The organism is Amphritea atlantica, from assembly GCF_900111095.1.
In the GTDB taxonomy this organism is placed as follows: Bacteria; Pseudomonadota; Gammaproteobacteria; order Pseudomonadales; family Balneatricaceae; genus Amphritea; species Amphritea atlantica.
This window is the reverse complement of sequence record NZ_FOGB01000009.1, coordinates 24,611-42,070: the sequence shown is the minus strand read 5'-3', so window position 1 is coordinate 42,070 and position 17,460 is coordinate 24,611. Positions and strand designations below refer to the sequence as shown.

The 17,460-nt window shown below is 51.8% G+C and carries 17 protein-coding genes; 10 read left to right on the top strand and 7 right to left on the bottom strand.

Annotation, left to right across the window (positions count from 1 at the left end; translation table 11 throughout):
- The 3 genes from lapB to BMY09_RS14580 all read left to right on the top strand — a co-directional run bounded on the left by lapB (position 1) and on the right by BMY09_RS14580 (position 2,276).
- Positions 1-1,176, top strand: coding sequence for a lipopolysaccharide assembly protein LapB (gene lapB, locus BMY09_RS14590; RefSeq protein ID WP_091359790.1), 1,176 nt, complete (start codon positions 1-3; stop codon positions 1,174-1,176).
- A 32-nt stretch (positions 1,177-1,208) separates the two neighbouring features.
- Positions 1,209-1,916 (top strand): orotidine-5'-phosphate decarboxylase, encoded by a 708-nt coding sequence (gene pyrF, locus BMY09_RS14585; RefSeq protein WP_091359787.1) that lies wholly within the window; start codon positions 1,209-1,211, stop codon positions 1,914-1,916.
- Between the two features lie 78 nt (positions 1,917-1,994).
- On the top strand, positions 1,995-2,276 hold the full coding sequence (locus BMY09_RS14580) for a ComEA family DNA-binding protein (protein ID WP_091359785.1): 282 nt from the start codon (positions 1,995-1,997) through the stop codon (positions 2,274-2,276).
- A 58-nt stretch (positions 2,277-2,334) separates the two neighbouring features.
- Here the strand turns inward: BMY09_RS14580 and BMY09_RS14575 are convergent, their stop codons facing one another.
- The 4 genes from BMY09_RS14575 to typA all read right to left on the bottom strand — a co-directional run bounded on the left by BMY09_RS14575 (position 2,335) and on the right by typA (position 6,571).
- Positions 2,335-3,228 (bottom strand): AEC family transporter, encoded by an 894-nt coding sequence (locus tag BMY09_RS14575; protein WP_091359783.1) that lies wholly within the window; start codon positions 3,226-3,228, stop codon positions 2,335-2,337.
- 5 nt (positions 3,229-3,233) lie between these two features.
- The gene (gene dtd / locus BMY09_RS14570) at positions 3,234-3,671 is read right to left on the bottom strand and encodes a D-aminoacyl-tRNA deacylase (RefSeq protein ID WP_091359780.1); all 438 of its coding nucleotides are present in this window, start codon (positions 3,669-3,671) and stop codon (positions 3,234-3,236) included.
- Between the two features lie 21 nt (positions 3,672-3,692).
- Complete coding sequence (gene pip / locus BMY09_RS14565) at positions 3,693-4,643, bottom strand: prolyl aminopeptidase (protein ID WP_091359778.1); 951 nt, start codon at positions 4,641-4,643, stop codon at positions 3,693-3,695.
- A gap of 110 nt (positions 4,644-4,753) precedes the next feature.
- Positions 4,754-6,571 carry a translational GTPase TypA gene (typA, locus tag BMY09_RS14560; protein WP_091359776.1) on the bottom strand — a complete coding sequence of 606 codons (1,818 nt, stop codon included), beginning with the start codon at positions 6,569-6,571 and terminating at the stop codon, positions 4,754-4,756.
- A 439-nt stretch (positions 6,572-7,010) separates the two neighbouring features.
- Here typA and glnA point away from each other — a divergent pair, with 439 nt between their 5' ends.
- From glnA to trmL, 4 genes are all read left to right on the top strand, one after another.
- Entirely contained in the window at positions 7,011-8,414 is a 1,404-nt protein-coding gene (glnA, locus tag BMY09_RS14555) for a glutamate--ammonia ligase (RefSeq protein ID WP_091359773.1), read from the top strand.
- Positions 8,415-8,688: 274 nt separating this feature from the next.
- Entirely contained in the window at positions 8,689-9,753 is a 1,065-nt protein-coding gene (glnL, locus tag BMY09_RS14550; protein ID WP_091359770.1) for a nitrogen regulation protein NR(II), read from the top strand.
- A complete protein-coding gene (gene glnG / locus BMY09_RS14545; protein WP_091360075.1) occupies positions 9,753-11,177 on the top strand; it encodes a nitrogen regulation protein NR(I) in 1,425 nt (474 codons plus the stop codon). Before glnL ends, glnG begins: the two co-directional genes overlap by 1 nt.
- A gap of 54 nt (positions 11,178-11,231) precedes the next feature.
- Positions 11,232-11,696 (top strand): tRNA (uridine(34)/cytosine(34)/5-carboxymethylaminomethyluridine(34)-2'-O)-methyltransferase TrmL, encoded by a 465-nt coding sequence (gene trmL, locus BMY09_RS14540; protein WP_091359767.1) that lies wholly within the window; start codon positions 11,232-11,234, stop codon positions 11,694-11,696.
- Positions 11,697-11,815: 119 nt separating this feature from the next.
- Here trmL and secB read toward each other — a convergent pair whose 3' ends face one another.
- From secB to BMY09_RS14525, 3 genes are read right to left on the bottom strand one after another with little or no spacing between them, the layout of a single operon-like run.
- Entirely contained in the window at positions 11,816-12,298 is a 483-nt protein-coding gene (gene secB, locus BMY09_RS14535; protein WP_091359764.1) for a protein-export chaperone SecB, read from the bottom strand.
- A gap of 25 nt (positions 12,299-12,323) precedes the next feature.
- Complete coding sequence (grxC, locus tag BMY09_RS14530; protein ID WP_091359762.1) at positions 12,324-12,578, bottom strand: glutaredoxin 3; 255 nt, start codon at positions 12,576-12,578, stop codon at positions 12,324-12,326.
- A gap of 2 nt (positions 12,579-12,580) precedes the next feature.
- Positions 12,581-12,994, bottom strand: coding sequence for a rhodanese-like domain-containing protein (locus BMY09_RS14525; RefSeq protein ID WP_091359759.1), 414 nt, complete (start codon positions 12,992-12,994; stop codon positions 12,581-12,583).
- A gap of 327 nt (positions 12,995-13,321) precedes the next feature.
- Between BMY09_RS14525 and gpmI the strand changes: the two genes are divergently transcribed.
- Genes gpmI through BMY09_RS14510 form a run of 3 tightly spaced genes read left to right on the top strand, consistent with a single transcriptional unit; the run spans position 13,322 to position 17,449 of the window.
- The gene (gene gpmI / locus BMY09_RS14520) at positions 13,322-14,872 is read left to right on the top strand and encodes a 2,3-bisphosphoglycerate-independent phosphoglycerate mutase (protein WP_091359756.1); all 1,551 of its coding nucleotides are present in this window, start codon (positions 13,322-13,324) and stop codon (positions 14,870-14,872) included.
- Positions 14,873-14,907: 35 nt separating this feature from the next.
- The gene (locus BMY09_RS14515; RefSeq protein WP_091359753.1) at positions 14,908-16,062 is read left to right on the top strand and encodes a murein hydrolase activator EnvC family protein; all 1,155 of its coding nucleotides are present in this window, start codon (positions 14,908-14,910) and stop codon (positions 16,060-16,062) included.
- A gap of 52 nt (positions 16,063-16,114) precedes the next feature.
- Complete coding sequence (locus BMY09_RS14510; RefSeq protein WP_091359751.1) at positions 16,115-17,449, top strand: S41 family peptidase; 1,335 nt, start codon at positions 16,115-16,117, stop codon at positions 17,447-17,449.
- The last annotated feature ends 11 nt before the right edge of the window (positions 17,450-17,460 follow it).

Sequence of the window (17,460 nt, the reverse complement as noted above, 5' to 3'; positions counted from 1 at the left end):
ATGAATGATTATCTGTTTATTATCCCGCTGTTTATTGCGGTGGCGCTCGGCTGGCTGTTGGGGCGTCGCCAACGGGATAATAGCTTGCCAGCGCAAAATACCCTGCAACAGGAGTATTTTCGTGGGCTCGATTTTCTTCTCAGTGAAAAAACTGACGAAGCGATTGAGAGCTTTATCCGTGCACTGGAAGTTAACTCAGACACCATACCTGCCCACCTGGCCCTGGCTAAGCTGTTTCGAAAGAAAGGGGATGTCGAACGTGCCATTCAGATCCATCAGAATCTGTTAGCCCGGTCAGACCTGAGTCGCGAGGATTTTCTGCGTATTCAGATGGCGCTGGCCCGGGATTACTTCGCTGTGGGGCTTTTTGATCGTGCCGAGAACCTGCTATTGGAGATTCAGTCCCAGCGACCCGGCCCGCAGACTCAACAGAAAGCGATATCCCTGCTGATTAAGCTCTATGAAAAAGAGAAAGAGTGGCAGCGTGCGATCGAGGTTGCCCGGCAACTCAGTGCTGATGAGCTCGAAGGACTTGAGGTGGAGCTGAGTCACTACTGTTGTGAGCTGGCAGAGGGCTACATTGGGCAGCAGCGCTATCGTCATGCGGTGGGTAAATTAAATACGGCGTTGAGCTTCGATAAGGGGTGTGTCCGCGCCAGCTTGTTATCTGCTGATATGGCCATCAGGCAGGAAGACTGGAAAGGCGCTATTCGCGAGTTGAAGCGGATAGCGGTGCAGGACCCGCTGTTTCTCTCCGAAACGGTAAAGCGACTGAAGCAGTGTTATTCTGAGCTGAATCAGATGGCCGATTATGAAAAGCTGATGAAGCAGTGGTTAAGCAAATATCCATCTACCAGTATTATGCTGGCGCAGGCTGATATGATACTTGAGCGGCAGGGGGCGTACCCAGCCGGAGCCTTTATTACCGATCAACTGAAGCACAGGCCCTCTGTGAAAGGTTTTAATCAGCTGATAGATCTGTATATTGCCCACGCCTCAAAAGGGACCAATGAAAGCCTGATGGTGTTGCGGGGGCTGACGGGGCAGCTCGAACTGAGCAAGCCTGTGTATAATTGCCAGCGATGTGGTTTTTCAGGTAAATCCCTGCACTGGCAATGCCCCTCCTGTCAGAGTTGGGGAACGACTAAACCGATCCAGGGTCTTGAGGGTGAGTAGACCGGATCAGAATCTGTATGAGAAGTAGCCGAATGAATGATTTAAAGCGGGTTATTGTTGCGCTGGATTACCCGGACCAGATTTCAGCCCTGAAGATGGCGGATCAACTGGACCCTGAAAGATGTCGTGTTAAAGTCGGCAAAGAGTTATTTACCCGGGCGGGGCCCGCAGTGGTTGAAGCGTTGCACAACAAAGGGTTTGAGGTTTTTCTGGATCTCAAATTTCATGACATTCCTAACACCACGGCCAAAGCGGTGAGAGCTGCTGCTGAGATGGGGGTATGGATGGTTAATGTGCATGCCTCCGGCGGCCGACGGATGATGGAAGCAGCGCGCAACGAGTTAGATCAGGTTAATGGGGCGCAAACACTGCTGATCGCAGTGACCGTCCTGACCAGTATGGAACAGCAGGATCTGGCAGATATCGGTCTGGATATTAATCCTCTCGAACAGGTTAAACGTCTTGCACTACTGACGCAGAACAGCGGGCTGGATGGTGTGGTCTGTTCAGCGCAGGAGGTCCGGCCTCTTCGACAGCTCGTTTCTGCGGACTTCCAACTGGTGACGCCGGGTATTCGTCCTGCGGATGCCGAAGTGGGGGATCAGAAGCGTATTATGACTCCGGGTGAGGCCATTGTTGCCGGCAGTACACATTTGGTTATCGGGCGACCGATTACCCAGGCTCAGGTGCCGGTTGACGCGTTGGGACGGATCGAACAGGAGATTCTTGCGGCACGTTAGTTGTCACATTTTTGTCATATGCTATTAATAGTAAAGCCGGTGTTTACCGGCTTTTTTATTAACCAGAAGGAAATAGCTATGAAATGGAATTCGTGTCTTAAATCGATAGTACTGTGTCTGTGCCTGAGTCTGCCTCTGGGAGTCTCTGCCGAGCCAATGCTGAACATCAACACCGCCACTGCCGATCAGCTTGCTGAAGTGCTGCAGGGGGTGGGGCCAGCAAAGGCGAAAGCGATCATTGATTACCGTGAAGCAAATGGCCCGTTCAAAACGGTTGACGAGCTGGCGAACGTGAAGGGCATAGGCAGTTCGACTGTGGCTAAAAACCTGCAAAGCATTATGGTGGATGAGCCGCAGTAAGGTTTAAGCACTTATTGTTGTGAAAAATGTTGTAGAGGCTGCCTTATGGCAGCCTTTTTTATAGCACAAACACCAGTGTGAGGGGGATGAAGATCAGTGCGCCCATATTACCGAGTAAAACAATCGATGCGACCTGTTTCGGTTCCTGGTTATATTGCTCGGCAACAATGTAGTTAAGCACTGCGGGAGGCAGCGCGCCAAAGATAATCAGATAGGCAAACTGTTGCGCTTCAAGATGTAACAGTTGCTGGATTAAAAAAGCGATGACAACGCCGATAGCCGGACTGATGATGGCACCTGTGATACCGATTCTCCAGGCGCTGAAGTCGACCGTGATCAGTCTAACCCCAAGGGTGAACAGTAACAGAGGGATCGAGATCTGTCCCAGCATATCCAATGCGGTGGCGATGGAGGCGGGTACTGTGAGATTGAGGCTGCTCCAGCCTAGCCCGGCGATGGTGGCGATAATGATGGGCATGCGCAACAGTCGCCAGGGGTGGGTGCGATGATCCATCATATAGATACCGACGGTAAAATGCAGGGTCATCTCAACAATAAACAGCATGATCGCCGCGGGCAGAGCCTGTTCGCCAAAGGCCAGGATAATCAGGGGCAGCCCCAGATTACCACTGTTGCTGAACATCATTGGTGGGAGAAAGGTTTTTGGTTGTACTTTCAGCAGCTTGCACAACGGCCAGATCAGCAGGCCAGAGCCCAGTATGACGATCGCGGCAGCTAATGCCAGTGCCTGGTATTTGACCAGATCAAAGGATTTGTCTGACAGCACAAAGAAGATCAGTGCTGGCACGAAGATATCCATATTTAACTGGTTGGCCAGAGCCATATCGGGTTTTTTATAGCGGCCATACAGATAACCACAGAGAACAATAGCAAAGAGGGGGAAAACGGTCAGGAATATCCGTTCAGCAAGTGCCAGGGTGGTCGTTTCCATCGGGGTCAGACTTCCAGTAAAAAGGTCACAGGACCATCGTTGATAAGACTGACCTGCATATCTGCGCCGAAACGGCCGGTTGCTACGTCAGGGTGCTGCGCGCGGGCCTGATCAACAAAGTATTGATACAGGGCTTCACCCTGTTGCGGTGTTGCGCCTTTGGAAAAACCCGGGCGCAGGCCTTTGGCGGTATCGGCTACCAGGGTAAACTGAGATACGATCAGTAACCCGCCTTGCCGTTGTTGCAGATTGAGGTTCATTCTGCCCTCTGCATCCGCAAAAATCCGGTAATTAAGAATCTTCTGTAACAGTTTATCTGCGCTGCTCTGGGTATCGGTTTTTTCAACCCCCAGCAGCAGGAGTATGCCCGCACCAATCTCACCATGGCGCTCTCCGGCGATATCAACAGAGGCGGATTGTACCCGCTGAATAAGTGCTTTCAACTTGACTCCTGGATGACTTAATCAGGCTTTAGATTGTGCGAACTGATTGGTGGCTTTTATCAGGTTGTCCGTGATACCCGCTTCCAGCGCACTGTGGCCCGCATCTCTGACAATGTGTAGTTCAGCCTGGGGTAGTGCGTCATAGAGAGCAAACGCCTGCTCAATTGGGCAGACCATATCATAGCGGCCATGTACAATCACCGTGGGTATCTGCTGAATTCTGTGGGCATCACGAATAATCTGGTCTGGCTCGATAAAGGCTTCGTTAATAAAGTAGTGTGCTTCTATCCGCGCCATGGCCAGAGCGATATGGGGATCGCCAAAGTGATCAACGATGTCGCCGTTAGGGTCCAGGGTCGAGCAACGTCCCTCCCAGACAGACCATGCCTTGGCGGCGGACATCCGGGCGATTTCATTATCGGATATCAGGCGCTGATAATATGCCTGCAGCATATCTGTGCGTTCTCCTTCCGGGATCACTTTTCGGTACTCTTTCCAATAGTCCGGGAAGATAGCGCTGGCACCCTCCTGATAGAACCAGTGGATATCCCGTTTCCGACAGAGGAATATACCGCGCAGGATCATACCTGAAACCCGTTCAGGAAAGCTTTCGGCGTACAGCAGGCTGAGGGTAGACCCCCATGAGCCACCAAATAGTAGCCACTCATCTACATTGAGGTGCAGGCGGATCTTTTCGATATCACTGATCAGGTGCGCAGTGGTGTTATCCTGCAGCTCTGCATGGGGCGTAGACTGGCCACAGCCGCGTTGGTCGAACAGAATAATGCGGTATTTTTCCGGGTCAAAGAAACTGCGGTGGTAGCTGCTGGTGCCGCCACCGGGGCCGCCGTGAATAAACAGAACCGGGATTCCCTGGGCGTTGCCGCTCTCTTCTATATAGAGGGTATGCAGATCATCAACAGCAAGATAGTGCTGTTTATACGGGTGAATATCGGGAAAGAGGGTGTTCATATGAGTGTCCTTGTCAGTCTGGCAGACACCGGGAGTATAGCCCGGAACAGCGGTCGCTGTCCGGGCTATTTACGTGCAGATATAAACGCTTTTTGAAAAAGTTAAAGCATTTACTTGCCTGAGCGGGAGTGACGCTTACGCTCGTTCTCAGTGAGCATCTTTTTACGGATGCGGATGTTCAGCGGTGTGACTTCCACCAGTTCATCATCTTCGATGAAGTCCAGAGCCTGTTCCAGGGTAAAGCGCACCGGCGGTGTCAACTGAATGTTTTCGTCGGTACCGGAGGCACGAACGTTAGTCAGCTGCTTGCCTTTGATCGGATTGACCGCAAGGTCATTACTGCGGCTGTGAATACCCAGAATCATCCCTTCATAGACTTCGATGTTGGGTTCAATGCACAGACGGCCACGTTCCTGCAGGTTCCACAGGGAGTAACCCAGTGCTTTACCGGTCACCATTGAAACCAGTACCCCGTTATTACGGCTCAGCACTTCACCCTCTTTGACTTCACCGTAGTGGTCAAACACTGAGGTCATGATGCCGGTACCGGAAGTCATGGTCAGGAACTGTGAACGGAAGCCGATCAGACCGCGGGAAGGGATCAGGAAAGTCAGACGTATACGCCCCTTGCCATCCACTTCCATATTGGTCATATCCGCTCTGCGTTTACCCAGCTCTTCAATGATGCTGCCCTGATGCTGTTCTTCAACATCGATCATGACGATCTCAAAAGGCTCGTGAGTTTTACCGTCAACCTCTTTCTGAATAACCTCAGGACGGGAAACCCCCAGCTCAAAGCCTTCGCGGCGCATGGACTCAATCAGCACCGACAGGTGCAGTTCACCACGACCGGACACTTTAAACTTCTCTGGAGAGTCACCCTGCTCAACGCGTAAAGCAACGTTGTGAATCAGTTCGCGATCCAGGCGGTCTTTGATGTTGCGGCTGGTAACAAATTTACCATCCTGACCGGCAAAAGGAGAGTCGTTAACCTGGAAGGTCATCGATACTGTCGGCTCATCCACAGACAGCGGTGGTAGCGCTTCGACGGCTGCCGGGTCACACAGAGTATCGGAGATATTCAGGGCATCGATACCGGTAACGCAGATAATATCGCCAGCCTGTGCAGACTCGACGTCGATACGATCCAGGCCCAGATATCCCATGATCTTCTGAACTTTACCGTTTCGAACCTTGCCATCACGATCAATGACTTTGACGACGTGGTTCAGTTTCACGGTACCGCGGGATACCCGTCCCACACCAATAACGCCGACATAGCTGTTATAGTCCAGTGCAGAGATCTGCATCTGGAACGGTCCAACAGTATCGACCTGGGGTGGGTTTACATGTTTAACAATCGCTTCAAACAGCGGTGTCATGTCATCGGCCAGTTGATCTGGCTCGTTACCGGCTACACCGTTCAGTGCAGATGCGTAGATGATTGGAAAGTCCAGTTGCTCATCGGTTGCGCCGAGGCTGTCAAACAGATCGAAAACCTGATCGATAACATAATCCGGACGTGATCCTGGGCGGTCTACTTTATTGACCACGACGATAGGACGCAGCCCCTGTTCAAAGGCTTTCTGTGTCACAAAGCGGGTTTGCGGCATCGGGCCATCAACCGCATCTACCAGCAGGCAAACGCAGTCGACCATTGACAGTACCCGTTCAACTTCACCACCAAAGTCGGCGTGTCCCGGAGTATCAACAATGTTGATATGGTAGTCGTTCCATTCGATGGCGGTATTTTTTGCCAGAATGGTGATACCCCGTTCTTTTTCCTGGTCGTTCGAATCCATGATCCGTTCGGTGCCTTCGTCCCGACGGCCCAGTGTACCGGACTGTGAGAGAAGTTTATCAACCAGGGTGGTTTTACCATGGTCAACGTGGGCAATGATGGCGATGTTTCTTAAGTTTTCGATCACGTCTGGGGACCTGTGCAGACAAATTTTAGAAGCGCACATTATACATGAGATATTCCGCAGCTGCGTCTTTCTTATGTACTCAATGGCAAAAATAGTTTTTTTTCCGGTTTGTTGATCTGTTTTAGAGGATAAGTACTATATGTTGGAGTAATATGATGGCACCTTTTTGAGGCAGCGAGGGAGCAGGTAAACCGGGAAAACGGGATATGCACTATTTTGGTTCAATATTTGTCTCTTTGCTCTATTTTGGTTCATTTTGCAGAGTTTAAATTGTTTCAAATCTGATCAGAACCGCTCTATGTCGCGTGTTTTCGGTGCTGGCGCAAACTGGCATACCACTTGCTGCTTAAAGGCGAAACAAACCTGACTGGTTAGGCTGCTATGCAGTTGTGTCTAATCGGTTGGGGGTCTGACAATATAATCTAGTGGAGAAAGTCAAATGTCAGAGACTCTGAATCTGATCAAAGAGCATGATGTTAAGTGGGTTGATATGCGTTTCACCGATACCCACGGTAAAGAGCAGCACGTTACTATCCCAGTAACCGAAATTAGCGAAGACTTCTTTGAAGAAGGCAAGATGTTTGATGGGTCTTCCATCGCTGGCTGGAAGGGAATTAATGAGTCTGACATGATCCTGCAGCCAGACGATTCTGCGTCTGTTATGGACCCATTTGCAGAAGATTCAACCATCATCGTTCGTTGTAATATCGTTGAGCCTTCTACCGGTCAGGGTTATGAGCGTGATCCTCGTTCGGTTGCCCGTCGCGCTGAAGCTTACCTGAAATCTACCGGTATTGCTGACACCGCTATCTTTGGTCCTGAGCCAGAGTTTTTCGTGTTTGATGAAGTTAAATGGCACGCGGATATCAGTGGTTGTGGCTACACTATCGGTTCTGAAGAGGCTTCATGGTCTACTAACAGCACCTTTGAAGGTGGTAATACCGGTCACCGTCCACGGGTTAAAGGGGGTTACTTCCCGGTTCCTCCGGTTGATTCCCTGCATGACCTGCGTGCGGCGATGTGCGATGCAATGTCTGCGATGGGTCTGACCATTGAAGTACATCACCACGAAGTGGCGACTGCGGGTCAGTGTGAGATCGGTGTGGGTCCAAACACCCTGACGGCTAAGGCTGACGAAGTTCAGGTCCTGAAGTACTGTGTACACAACGTTGCTCACGCATATGGTAAGACTGCGACCTTCATGCCTAAGCCACTGGTCGGTGATAACGGTTCTGGTATGCATGTTCACCAGTCTCTGTCTAAAGATGGCGTGAATATCTTCCACGGCGATGCCTATGCGGGTCTGAGTGAAACTGCTCTGTTCTACATCGGTGGTATTATCAAGCACGCGAAAGCGCTGAACGCACTGACTAACGCCTCTACCAACGCATACAAGCGTCTGGTACCTGGCTTTGAAGCGCCTGTTATGCTGGCATACTCTGCCCGTAACCGTTCTGCTTCTATCCGTATTCCATACGTGACTAATCCTAAAGCTTACCGTATCGAAACCCGTTTCCCGGATCCATCTGCTAACCCATACCTGTGCTTTGCTGCACTGATGATGGCGGGTCTGGACGGTATTCAGAACAAGATTCACCCTGGTGATCCAGCTGATAAGGATCTCTATGATCTGCCTGCAGAAGAAGCGCTGGCGATTCCAACCGTTGCTGCTTCTCTGGAAGAGGCACTGGATGCGCTGGATAACGATCGTGCCTTCCTGACTGCCGGTGGTGTATTCACCGACGACATGATCGATGCTTATATCGGTCTGAAGAAGGAAGAGTGTCTGAAAGTGAGCCAGACTACTCACCCGGTTGAGTTCGATCTGTACTACTCTGTTTAATCCACAGGATTAACCGGAAAAGCCTCCTTTATGGAGGCTTTTTTTTTGCGATGATTTAGTCTTCAAATTATGTTGCACTAAAATAGTGCAATGGGTGCTATTCTATAATTGTCGCTGGTAGGTAAAAACGGGTTGCAGAGCCTGTAGATCCTTGATTTGGTGCTCATTTTTAACTGTGCACTGAGTTGGTTTGCTTTTTGCTACCATCTTTATAACAACCGCCTGTGTTGAGTCGAACGCAGTCATGGTCAGTTTCTGAGGCAGAACATCAAAGATGAAAACACCGGATCTGCATAAACACATATTAGATAACCTGTCGACGGCGGCACTGCTGGTCGATGGGCAATTACAGCTGGTGTATATGAACCCATCGGCTGAAATGTTACTGGAAGCGAGTGCCCGGCGTCTGCGTCAACTGCCTTTTCACAGCTGGTTTCTGGTGGACGATGAGAGTGAGGCTCTGAAAGGTGCTCTGGATAGTGGCCATCCATTTACCAAACGGGAAGCTAAACTGACAACCCTGACCGGCCGGGAGATCACGATTGATTACAGTGTTAATCCAATGCCTGAGAGATATGGTCGTCTGGTGTTGATTGAGTTGACCCCGCGGGACCGGTTGATCCGGATCTCCCGTGAAGAGGAGTTGCTGAGCAATCATGAAACCGTGATCTCTCTGGTCAGGGGGTTAGCCCATGAGATCAAAAATCCGCTGGGCGGATTGCGGGGGGCGGCGCAGTTGCTTGAGCGTGAGCTTCCTGATGAGGCACTGCATGATTATACCCGGGTGATTATTGAAGAGGCGGACCGACTGCGAAATCTGGTTGACCGGATGCTGGGGCCGCATAAGATGCCGCGCATGGAGGAGGTTAATATTCACTCCATCCTCGAACATGTCAGCAGTCTGGTGATTGCAGAGGTCGGCGGTCAGATCCATATTCAGCGCGACTATGACCCCAGTCTGCCCGAATTTATGGGGGATCGGGAGCAGTTGATCCAGGCGGTGCTGAATATTGTGCGTAACAGTATGCAGGCGCTACAGGAGTCAGACGTTGAAGAGCCGCGTATTCTGTTGCGTACCCGGGTAGTGCGTAACCTGACCCTGGGTGCTGAGATGCACCGGCTGGTGTGCTGTGTCGAGATCACCGATAACGGTCCGGGAATTCCGGAAGAGCTGTTACAGAAAATTTTCTATCCGATGGTGAGTGGCAGAGCTATCGGAACGGGCCTGGGATTGTCAATTGCTCAATCTGTACTGGCGCAACACCGGGGGCTGATCGAATGCCGTAGTGTTCCTGGTGAGACCTGTTTTCAACTATTAATACCTCTGGAGCAACAATGATGACTAAGGCTGCATCTGTATGGATTGTAGATGATGACCGTTCGATTCGCTGGGTGATGGATAAAGCCCTCTCCAGCGAAGGGGTCAGAGTCACGCTGTTTGAAAGTGGCGAGACGATGTTAACGCAACTTCAGCGGGAGACTCCGGATGTTGTTGTCAGTGATATCCGGATGCCGGGTATCAACGGGCTCGATCTGCTTGAGCGAGTGAATGCCGAGCATCCGGAACTGCCGATTATTATCATGACAGCGCATTCAGATCTGGATAGTGCGGTTGCCTCATACAAGGGCGGTGCATTTGAATATCTGCCTAAGCCTTTTGATATAGATGAGGCAGCGGCGCTGGTGATGCGGGCAGTGGAACATGCCCGGGAGCAGCAACAGCAGCGGGGTGAAGAGCCCGAGGCTCAGACCGAGATTATCGGTGAAGCCCCGGCAATGCAGGAGGTATTTCGCGCGATCGGTCGCCTGTCTCAGTCCAATATTACGGTGTTGATCAACGGTGAATCCGGCACCGGTAAAGAGCTGGTAGCCAATGCGTTGCATCAGCACAGTCCCCGTTCATCAAAGCCATTTATCCCACTCAATATGGCGGCTATTCCCAAGGATCTGATCGAGTCGGAGCTGTTTGGCCATGAGAAAGGTGCTTTTACCGGTGCGGCCTCAGCCCGCCCAGGGCGTTTTGAGCAGGCGGATGGCGGCACGCTGTTTCTTGACGAGATCGGCGATATGCCGGCCGATACCCAGACCCGTTTGCTGCGGGTACTGGCTGAAGGAGAGTTTTACCGGGTAGGGGGACACACCTCAGTGAAGGTGGATGTGCGGATTATCGCGGCAACCCATCAGGATCTTGAAAAACTGGTTCAGGAGGGGCGTTTCCGGGAGGATCTGTTCCACCGTCTGAATGTTATCCGCATCCACATTCCGAAACTGGCAGAACGGCGGGAAGATATTCCCCGCCTGACACGCCACTTCCTGCAAAGCTCGGCGGAAGAACTGAATGTTGAATCGAAGCTGCTGCACCCGGATACCGAGACGTTTCTCAGTACACTGCCCTGGCCGGGTAATGTGCGTCAGTTGGAAAACACCTGTCGCTGGCTGACGGTTATGGCGTCCGGGCGTGAGGTGCTGGTGAGTGATCTGCCGCCGGAGTTGCTGGATCAGACCAGCGATGAGCAGGTAGTGACCTCCAACTGGGAGAAGGCGCTGCGTAACTGGGCCGAGAAGCAGTTGCAGCAGGGGGCGACCGCTATTCTGGATTCTGCCGTACCGGCGTTTGAAAAGATTATGATTGAGGCGGCGCTGAAACAGACGGCGGGGCGACGCCGGGATGCTTCGCTGTTACTCGGTTGGGGGCGAAACACTCTCACCCGCAAGATAAAAGAGCTGGGAATGGATGATGTGCCCGAATCCGTAGAGGATTAATCCTTCCGGAGATTCAGCTATAATCCCTGCCTTGTAGTGAGTCAGGGATTTTTTATGCTTCATGTTGTGCTTTATCAGCCCGAAATACCGCCGAATACCGGAAATATCATTCGTCTGTGCGCCAATACCGGGTTTCATCTGCATCTGATTGAGCCGTTGGGCTTTGACTTCGACGATAAAAAATTGCGTCGTGCCGGTCTCGATTACCATGAGTTTACCCGGGTGAAACGGTATACCGATCTGGAGAGTTGTCTGTTGGAACTGGAACCGGGTAAGGTCTGGGCCCTGACGACAAAGGGTAGTCAGAACTATGCGAAGGTGAGTTTTTCTGCCGGGGATGTGTTGCTGTTCGGGCCGGAAACCCGCGGATTGCCAGCGGAGGTGCTTGAGAGCCTGCCCGCTGAACAGCGTCTCAGGTTGCCGATGAACGCTGATAGCCGCAGTCTGAATCTGTCGAATACCGTAGCAGTCATGGTCTATGAAGCCTGGCGCCAGCTGGACTTTGGCGGCAATAGCTAAAGGGGGGGCTCAGCTTTTCCAGACGCTGTGTCTGGTTGATCGAATGCGATCCTGCTGCGTTAAAACGAAAAAATCCGATTGCATCGCTGCAATCGGATTATTGGCTGTGCATTGATTTATCAGTGCTGTGGCGCTTCTTCAGTTTCAGCCTGAGCTTTCTGTTGCATCTGCTGTGCGTACAGAGCATCAAAGTTAACTGGCGATAGCATAAGTGCAGGGAAGCTGCCTTTGTTGACCATATTATCAATCGCTTCCCGAGCGTATGGGAACAGAATGCTCGGGCAGAATGCACCCAGTGTGTGATGCAGTTCCGCTTCACCCAGCCCGGTCACGGTAAAGATTCCCGCTTGCTGAACCTCAACCAGAAAAGCGGTATCGCTGTCATTCTTAGCGGTAACCGTCAGGGTCAGAACTACTTCAAAAACACCGTTATCCAGCGTGGTTGTGGCTGTATTCATATCCAGATTGATCTCTGGCTGCCACTGCTTGGTGAACACCTTGGGGGAATTCGGCGCTTCAAAAGAGGAATCTTTCAGATAAACACGCTGAATTGCGAACTGAGGAGCCTGCTGTTCCTGGGTGTTGTTGTCATTTTCTGCCATGGTCTTATGTTCCTTTAAAAATGAGTTAACCGGCCAGTAACGGATCAAGTTTTCCCTGCTGTTCCAGGGCAAACAGATCGTCACATCCGCCGACATGAAGTGTGTTGATGAAAATCTGAGGGACCGATGTGCGGCCGCTGAGCTTAATCATCTCCTGGCGAGCGCCCGCGACAGCCTCAACATCTATCTCGTCGAAACTGACACCTTTGTGTTGCAGCAGCATTTTGGCTCTGCGGCAATAGGGGCACCAGCTATTACTGTAAACTGTGATCGTTGGCATAACTATTTAATAACCGGCAGGCTCTGGGCTTTCCACTCAGTCATGCCACCGGACAGGCGCACAACATTTTCAAAGCCCGCATTTTTGAGCTTTTTGCTGGCCGCTCCGGCAGTCTGGCCGATGTTGCAGACAACGATGATCGGCTTCTGCTTATGTTTATCCAGTTCGGTGATACGTTTATCCAGTTCAGATACGGGAATATGTACGGCATCGGTAATGTGGCCGGTGATAAACTCTTTCTTTGGCCGGATATCCAGAATGACGGCATTATCTTTATTGATCAGCCGGGTGGCTTCATGAGTGCCGACGGACTTGCCTGCTTTATTCTGTTCTGTCCACAGTAACATCGCCAGGGTCAGACCCCAGGCCGCTACCAGCATAATATTGTTAGTGATGAATTCGAGCAGTTGTTCCATTCTCTGTATCCGGCCAGTTGCGAAATTGCGGAATTAATCGCGAATCGCGGTGATAGTGATTAACGGTGATCGTTTTTAAAGGCGGTAAGTATACCTTGCCAAAGCGAAACTGGTAACAGTCGGGAGGGGGAAAAGCTGAGGAAAAATGATCAATGTCGGGGATATCCGATCTGACAGCTATTTTCTTGGGATCTCAGCGGCGGTAATCCCGGGATAATTAGCCATTAGTGCGTTTTGTCAGTAAAATAGCACGCCATTGAACCCGTGTTAAAAAGCAGCTTCAACTGACAGCTTCGCATTAAAATAACTCTGAGTGAAAAGACCTCTATGACTGAACAGCGCTCCCCAAAAGCATTAATTATTCTCGATGGCTTCGGTGTGGAACAAACCGAATCCAGTGCCATTGCCGCGGCTAATACGCCAAACTGGGATCGTTTGATGGCCAGTGCGCCTCACAGTCGTATTGCTACCTCAGGTTTAGCCGTTGGCTTACCGGAAGGGCAGATGGGGAACTCCGAGGTCGGGCATATGAATATCGGTGCTGGCCGGGTGGTGTACCAGAATTTTACCCGCATCAGCAAAGCGATTGCAGAGGGGACGCTGTTTACCAATGAGGTGCTGGTGGCGGCAATCGATAAGGCGGTTGCAGCAGGGGGCGCGGTGCATGTTACCGGCTTGCTTTCGCCGGGTGGCGTCCATAGTCATGAAGAGCATCTGTTCGCGTTGCTGGAGATGGCGGTTAAGCGCGGGGCTAAACAGGTCTTCCTGCATGGCATTCTGGATGGACGTGATATGCCACCGCGCAGTGCCGAGGCCTCTATCAAAGCGGCGCAGGCAAAGTTTGATGAGTTAGGTGTCGGTGCTATCGCCACAATCGTTGGCCGCTATTTTGCGATGGACCGGGATAACCGCTGGGACCGGGTTAAACTGGCTTATGATGCGATGACCGCCGGTGTGGCCCCCTGCTATGAAACGTCAGCGCTGGATGCCCTGCACAATGCTTATGAGCGGGATGAGAATGATGAGTTTGTACAGGCAACAACGATTATCGGGGACGATGGTCAGCCGAAGGGTCTGGTACGGGATAACGATACCGTAATCTGTGCTAATTTCCGGCCGGATCGCTCCCGGGAGATTACCCGTGCCTTCGTCGATACCGACTTTGACGGCTTTGTCCGCAGTGTAACGCCAAAGTTGGCTGACTATGTGATGATGACGGAGTATGCGTCCGATATTCAGGCCAGCTGTGCTTATCCGCCGGTTAAACTGTTCAACAGCCTGGGGGATTTTCTGGCGAAACAGGGGCGCACTCAGTTGCGTATTGCAGAAACTGAGAAATATGCCCATGTCACCTTCTTTTTTAATGGCGGTGAGGAGCAACCCTACGAGGGGGAAGAGCGGATTCTGGTGCCATCACCTGATGTTGCGACCTACGACCTCAAGCCAGAGATGAGTGCCCCTGAGGTCACCGATAAGCTGGTTGAAGCGATCGGAAGTGGTCGCTTCGACCTGATTGTGTGTAACTTTGCTAATCCGGATATGGTGGGTCATACCGGTAATTTTGCTGCGGCGGTGAAAGCGGTTGAGGTGATCGATCAGTGCATCGGTCGGGTGCTGGAGGCGATGCAGAAGGTTGCGGGTGAAACCCTGATTACCGCTGACCATGGTAATGTTGAGCTGATGGTTAATCCGAAAACAGGACAGGCGCATACGGCGCATACGATATGGCCGGTGGCGCTGGTATATGATGGTCCGCGCCGTTCACAACTGCACTTAAATGATGGTGCTCTCTGTGATCTGGCACCGACGCTGTTGGCGCTGATGGGGCTGGAACAACCGGAAGAGATGACCGGTCAGTCACTGGCTGAGCTGGGGTAGGGATCGGGGCCGTTCATTGAACGGCCTTTCTGTATATGCCGATAAAATTACGTACCGCTGTTATTGTTTCGCTGGTTTCGACACTGCTGCTTTTGCCAGGGCAGGCGCTTTATGCTGTGCAGGAAAAAGCTACCGAAAAAGAGATCGTCAGTCTGAGAAAATCGATCGCCAAACTGACGCAGACACTGGGAGCATTAGAGGGAGAGCGCTCCTCTGTGCAACAGGCGTTGCGCCGGACCGATAAGAATATTGGGGAACTGGCGCGGGAGATTCTGCGTTTGAATACCCAGCTTAAGGGGGCGGAGCAGCGGTTAGCCAAGTTGGAACAGCAGAAAAAACCTCTGCTGGCGGGGCTGCAAAAGCAGGCTGCCGGTCTTGAGCAGCAGCTGCGACAGCAGTATAAGGCGGGTCATCAGCCCCGCTTGCAGTTGTTACTGAATCAGCGTGATCCGGAACAGGTGTCCCGCATGCTGCACTATTATGACCGGATCAATAAAACCCTGAGTGAACGTCTTGAATCATTTCGTCAGGGGCTGGAGCAACTGGACAGGGCTGAGCAGGAGATCCGTTCAGCGCAACAGGATATTTTTGATCGTCGCGATCTGCTTAAAGCCCGCTCTGATGATCTGGAATCGGTGCGGCAGGAGCGTCGTGTGGTGTTGAGCAAGCTCGAGTCCAGACTTAACGATGGTGGTCAACAACTTAAATCGATGCAGGCTGACCAGCGGCGTCTGGAAAAACTGCTGGCTCAGATTCGTGAGTCGATTGAAAAGATCTCGATTGGTGGTGATGAGCGTTCATTCAAAGAGCTGAAAGGGAAGTTGCCCTGGCCGGCACAGGGGCGAGTGAGTCGCCGCTTTGGTAGTCAACGGGATGGTATCCGCTATGAAGGGATACTGGTTGAACAAAAGGCGGGTCAGCCGGTCAGAGCGATCCATCATGGTCGGGTGGTGTTTTCCGACTGGTTAAGGGGTTATGGATTGCTGACAATTGTGGATCATGGTGGGGGGTATATGAGTCTCTACGGTCACAATGAATCACTATTACGGGAGGTTGGCGAGTGGGTTTCCGCAGGGGATCAACTGGCCACGGTGGGCAATAGTGGCGGTAGTAACCATTCGGGCCTTTATTTTGCTGTCCGCTATAAAGGAAATTCTACAGATCCGTTGAAATGGCTGGCGAGAAGGTAGCCGTAGCGGTTATGCTGTCTTAATATTTAACAGATGTATAAAAGGATTAACCATGACGCTGAAGCAACAGCTATCCTGCCTGACTAAACCTCTGTTGTTGGGCTGTCTGCTGAGTGGGCTGGCAACCCCTCTGTTTGCTGCGACTGCAACACCGGAAGATGAGGCGGCTAAAACCATCCCGCTGGAAGAGATCCGTCTGTTTACCGAAGTGTTTGAACGTATTAAGAATGCCTATGTTGAACCGGTTGATGACGCCAAACTGCTGGAAGATGCAGTGCGGGGGATGCTGGCTGGTCTGGACCCACACTCTGCGTATCTTGAGCCTGAAGCGTTCTCCGATCTGCAAAGCCACACCAGCGGTGAATTTGGCGGGTTGGGGATTGAGATTGGCCTGGAAGATGGCTTTATCCGGGTCATTGCACCGATCGATGATACCCCGGCACAACGGGCTGGCGTGAAAGCTGGCGATCTGATTATTAAGCTGGGAGACCAGCCGGTACAGGGTATGGGGCTTGCCGATGCAGTCAAACTGATGCGTGGTAAACCCGGCTCAGAACTGGTGCTGACGGTGGTGCGTGAAGGCGAAGATAAGCCGCTGGAGATTGTTGTGGTTCGCGACATTATTCGCGTTGCCAGTGTCAAACAACGGATGCTGGATGGCGGTATCGGCTATTTGCGTATTACCCAGTTCCAGGTGAATACCGGTCAGGATCTGCAGTCGGCCATCACAAAGCTTAAAGCGGAAAATGAGCTGAGCGGTGTAGTCCTGGATCTGCGTAACAACCCCGGTGGCGTACTGCGGGCAGCGGTAGATGTGTGCGATGCGTTTCTGGATCAGGGGCTGATTGTCTATACCCAGGGGCGGGTTGCCAATTCCGAGCTGCGCTATAACGCCACGCAGAAGACTCTGATCGATAACAGCGTACCGATTGTTGTGCTGATCAATCAGGGCTCGGCCTCCGCGTCTGAGATCGTTGCGGGTGCACTTCAGGATCAGGGTCGTGCCGTGATTATGGGAGTTGATAGTTTTGGTAAGGGATCGGTGCAGACCATTTTGCCGCTGACCCGGCAGCGGGCACTTAAACTGACCACCGCCCGTTACTATACTCCGCTTGGACGCTCGATTCAGGCTCAGGGGATTGTACCTGATGTTTATGTGGCTGAGGCGGATGTTAATCTTAAAGAGTCAGGGAATTTCATTAAAGAGCGCGACCTCAGTGGTCATCTGGAAAACACCCGGGCAAAAGAGCCCGATTCGAGCGAGCCACTGGTGTCCATCGTTGAAAATGATTTCCAGCTGTATGAGGCACTGAATCTGCTTAAGGGGCTCGCTATCGTCAAATCGGCGGCTTCACGTCAGTCACAAGACGGTACTCAGGCTCAGTGAGCCGCGCTTTT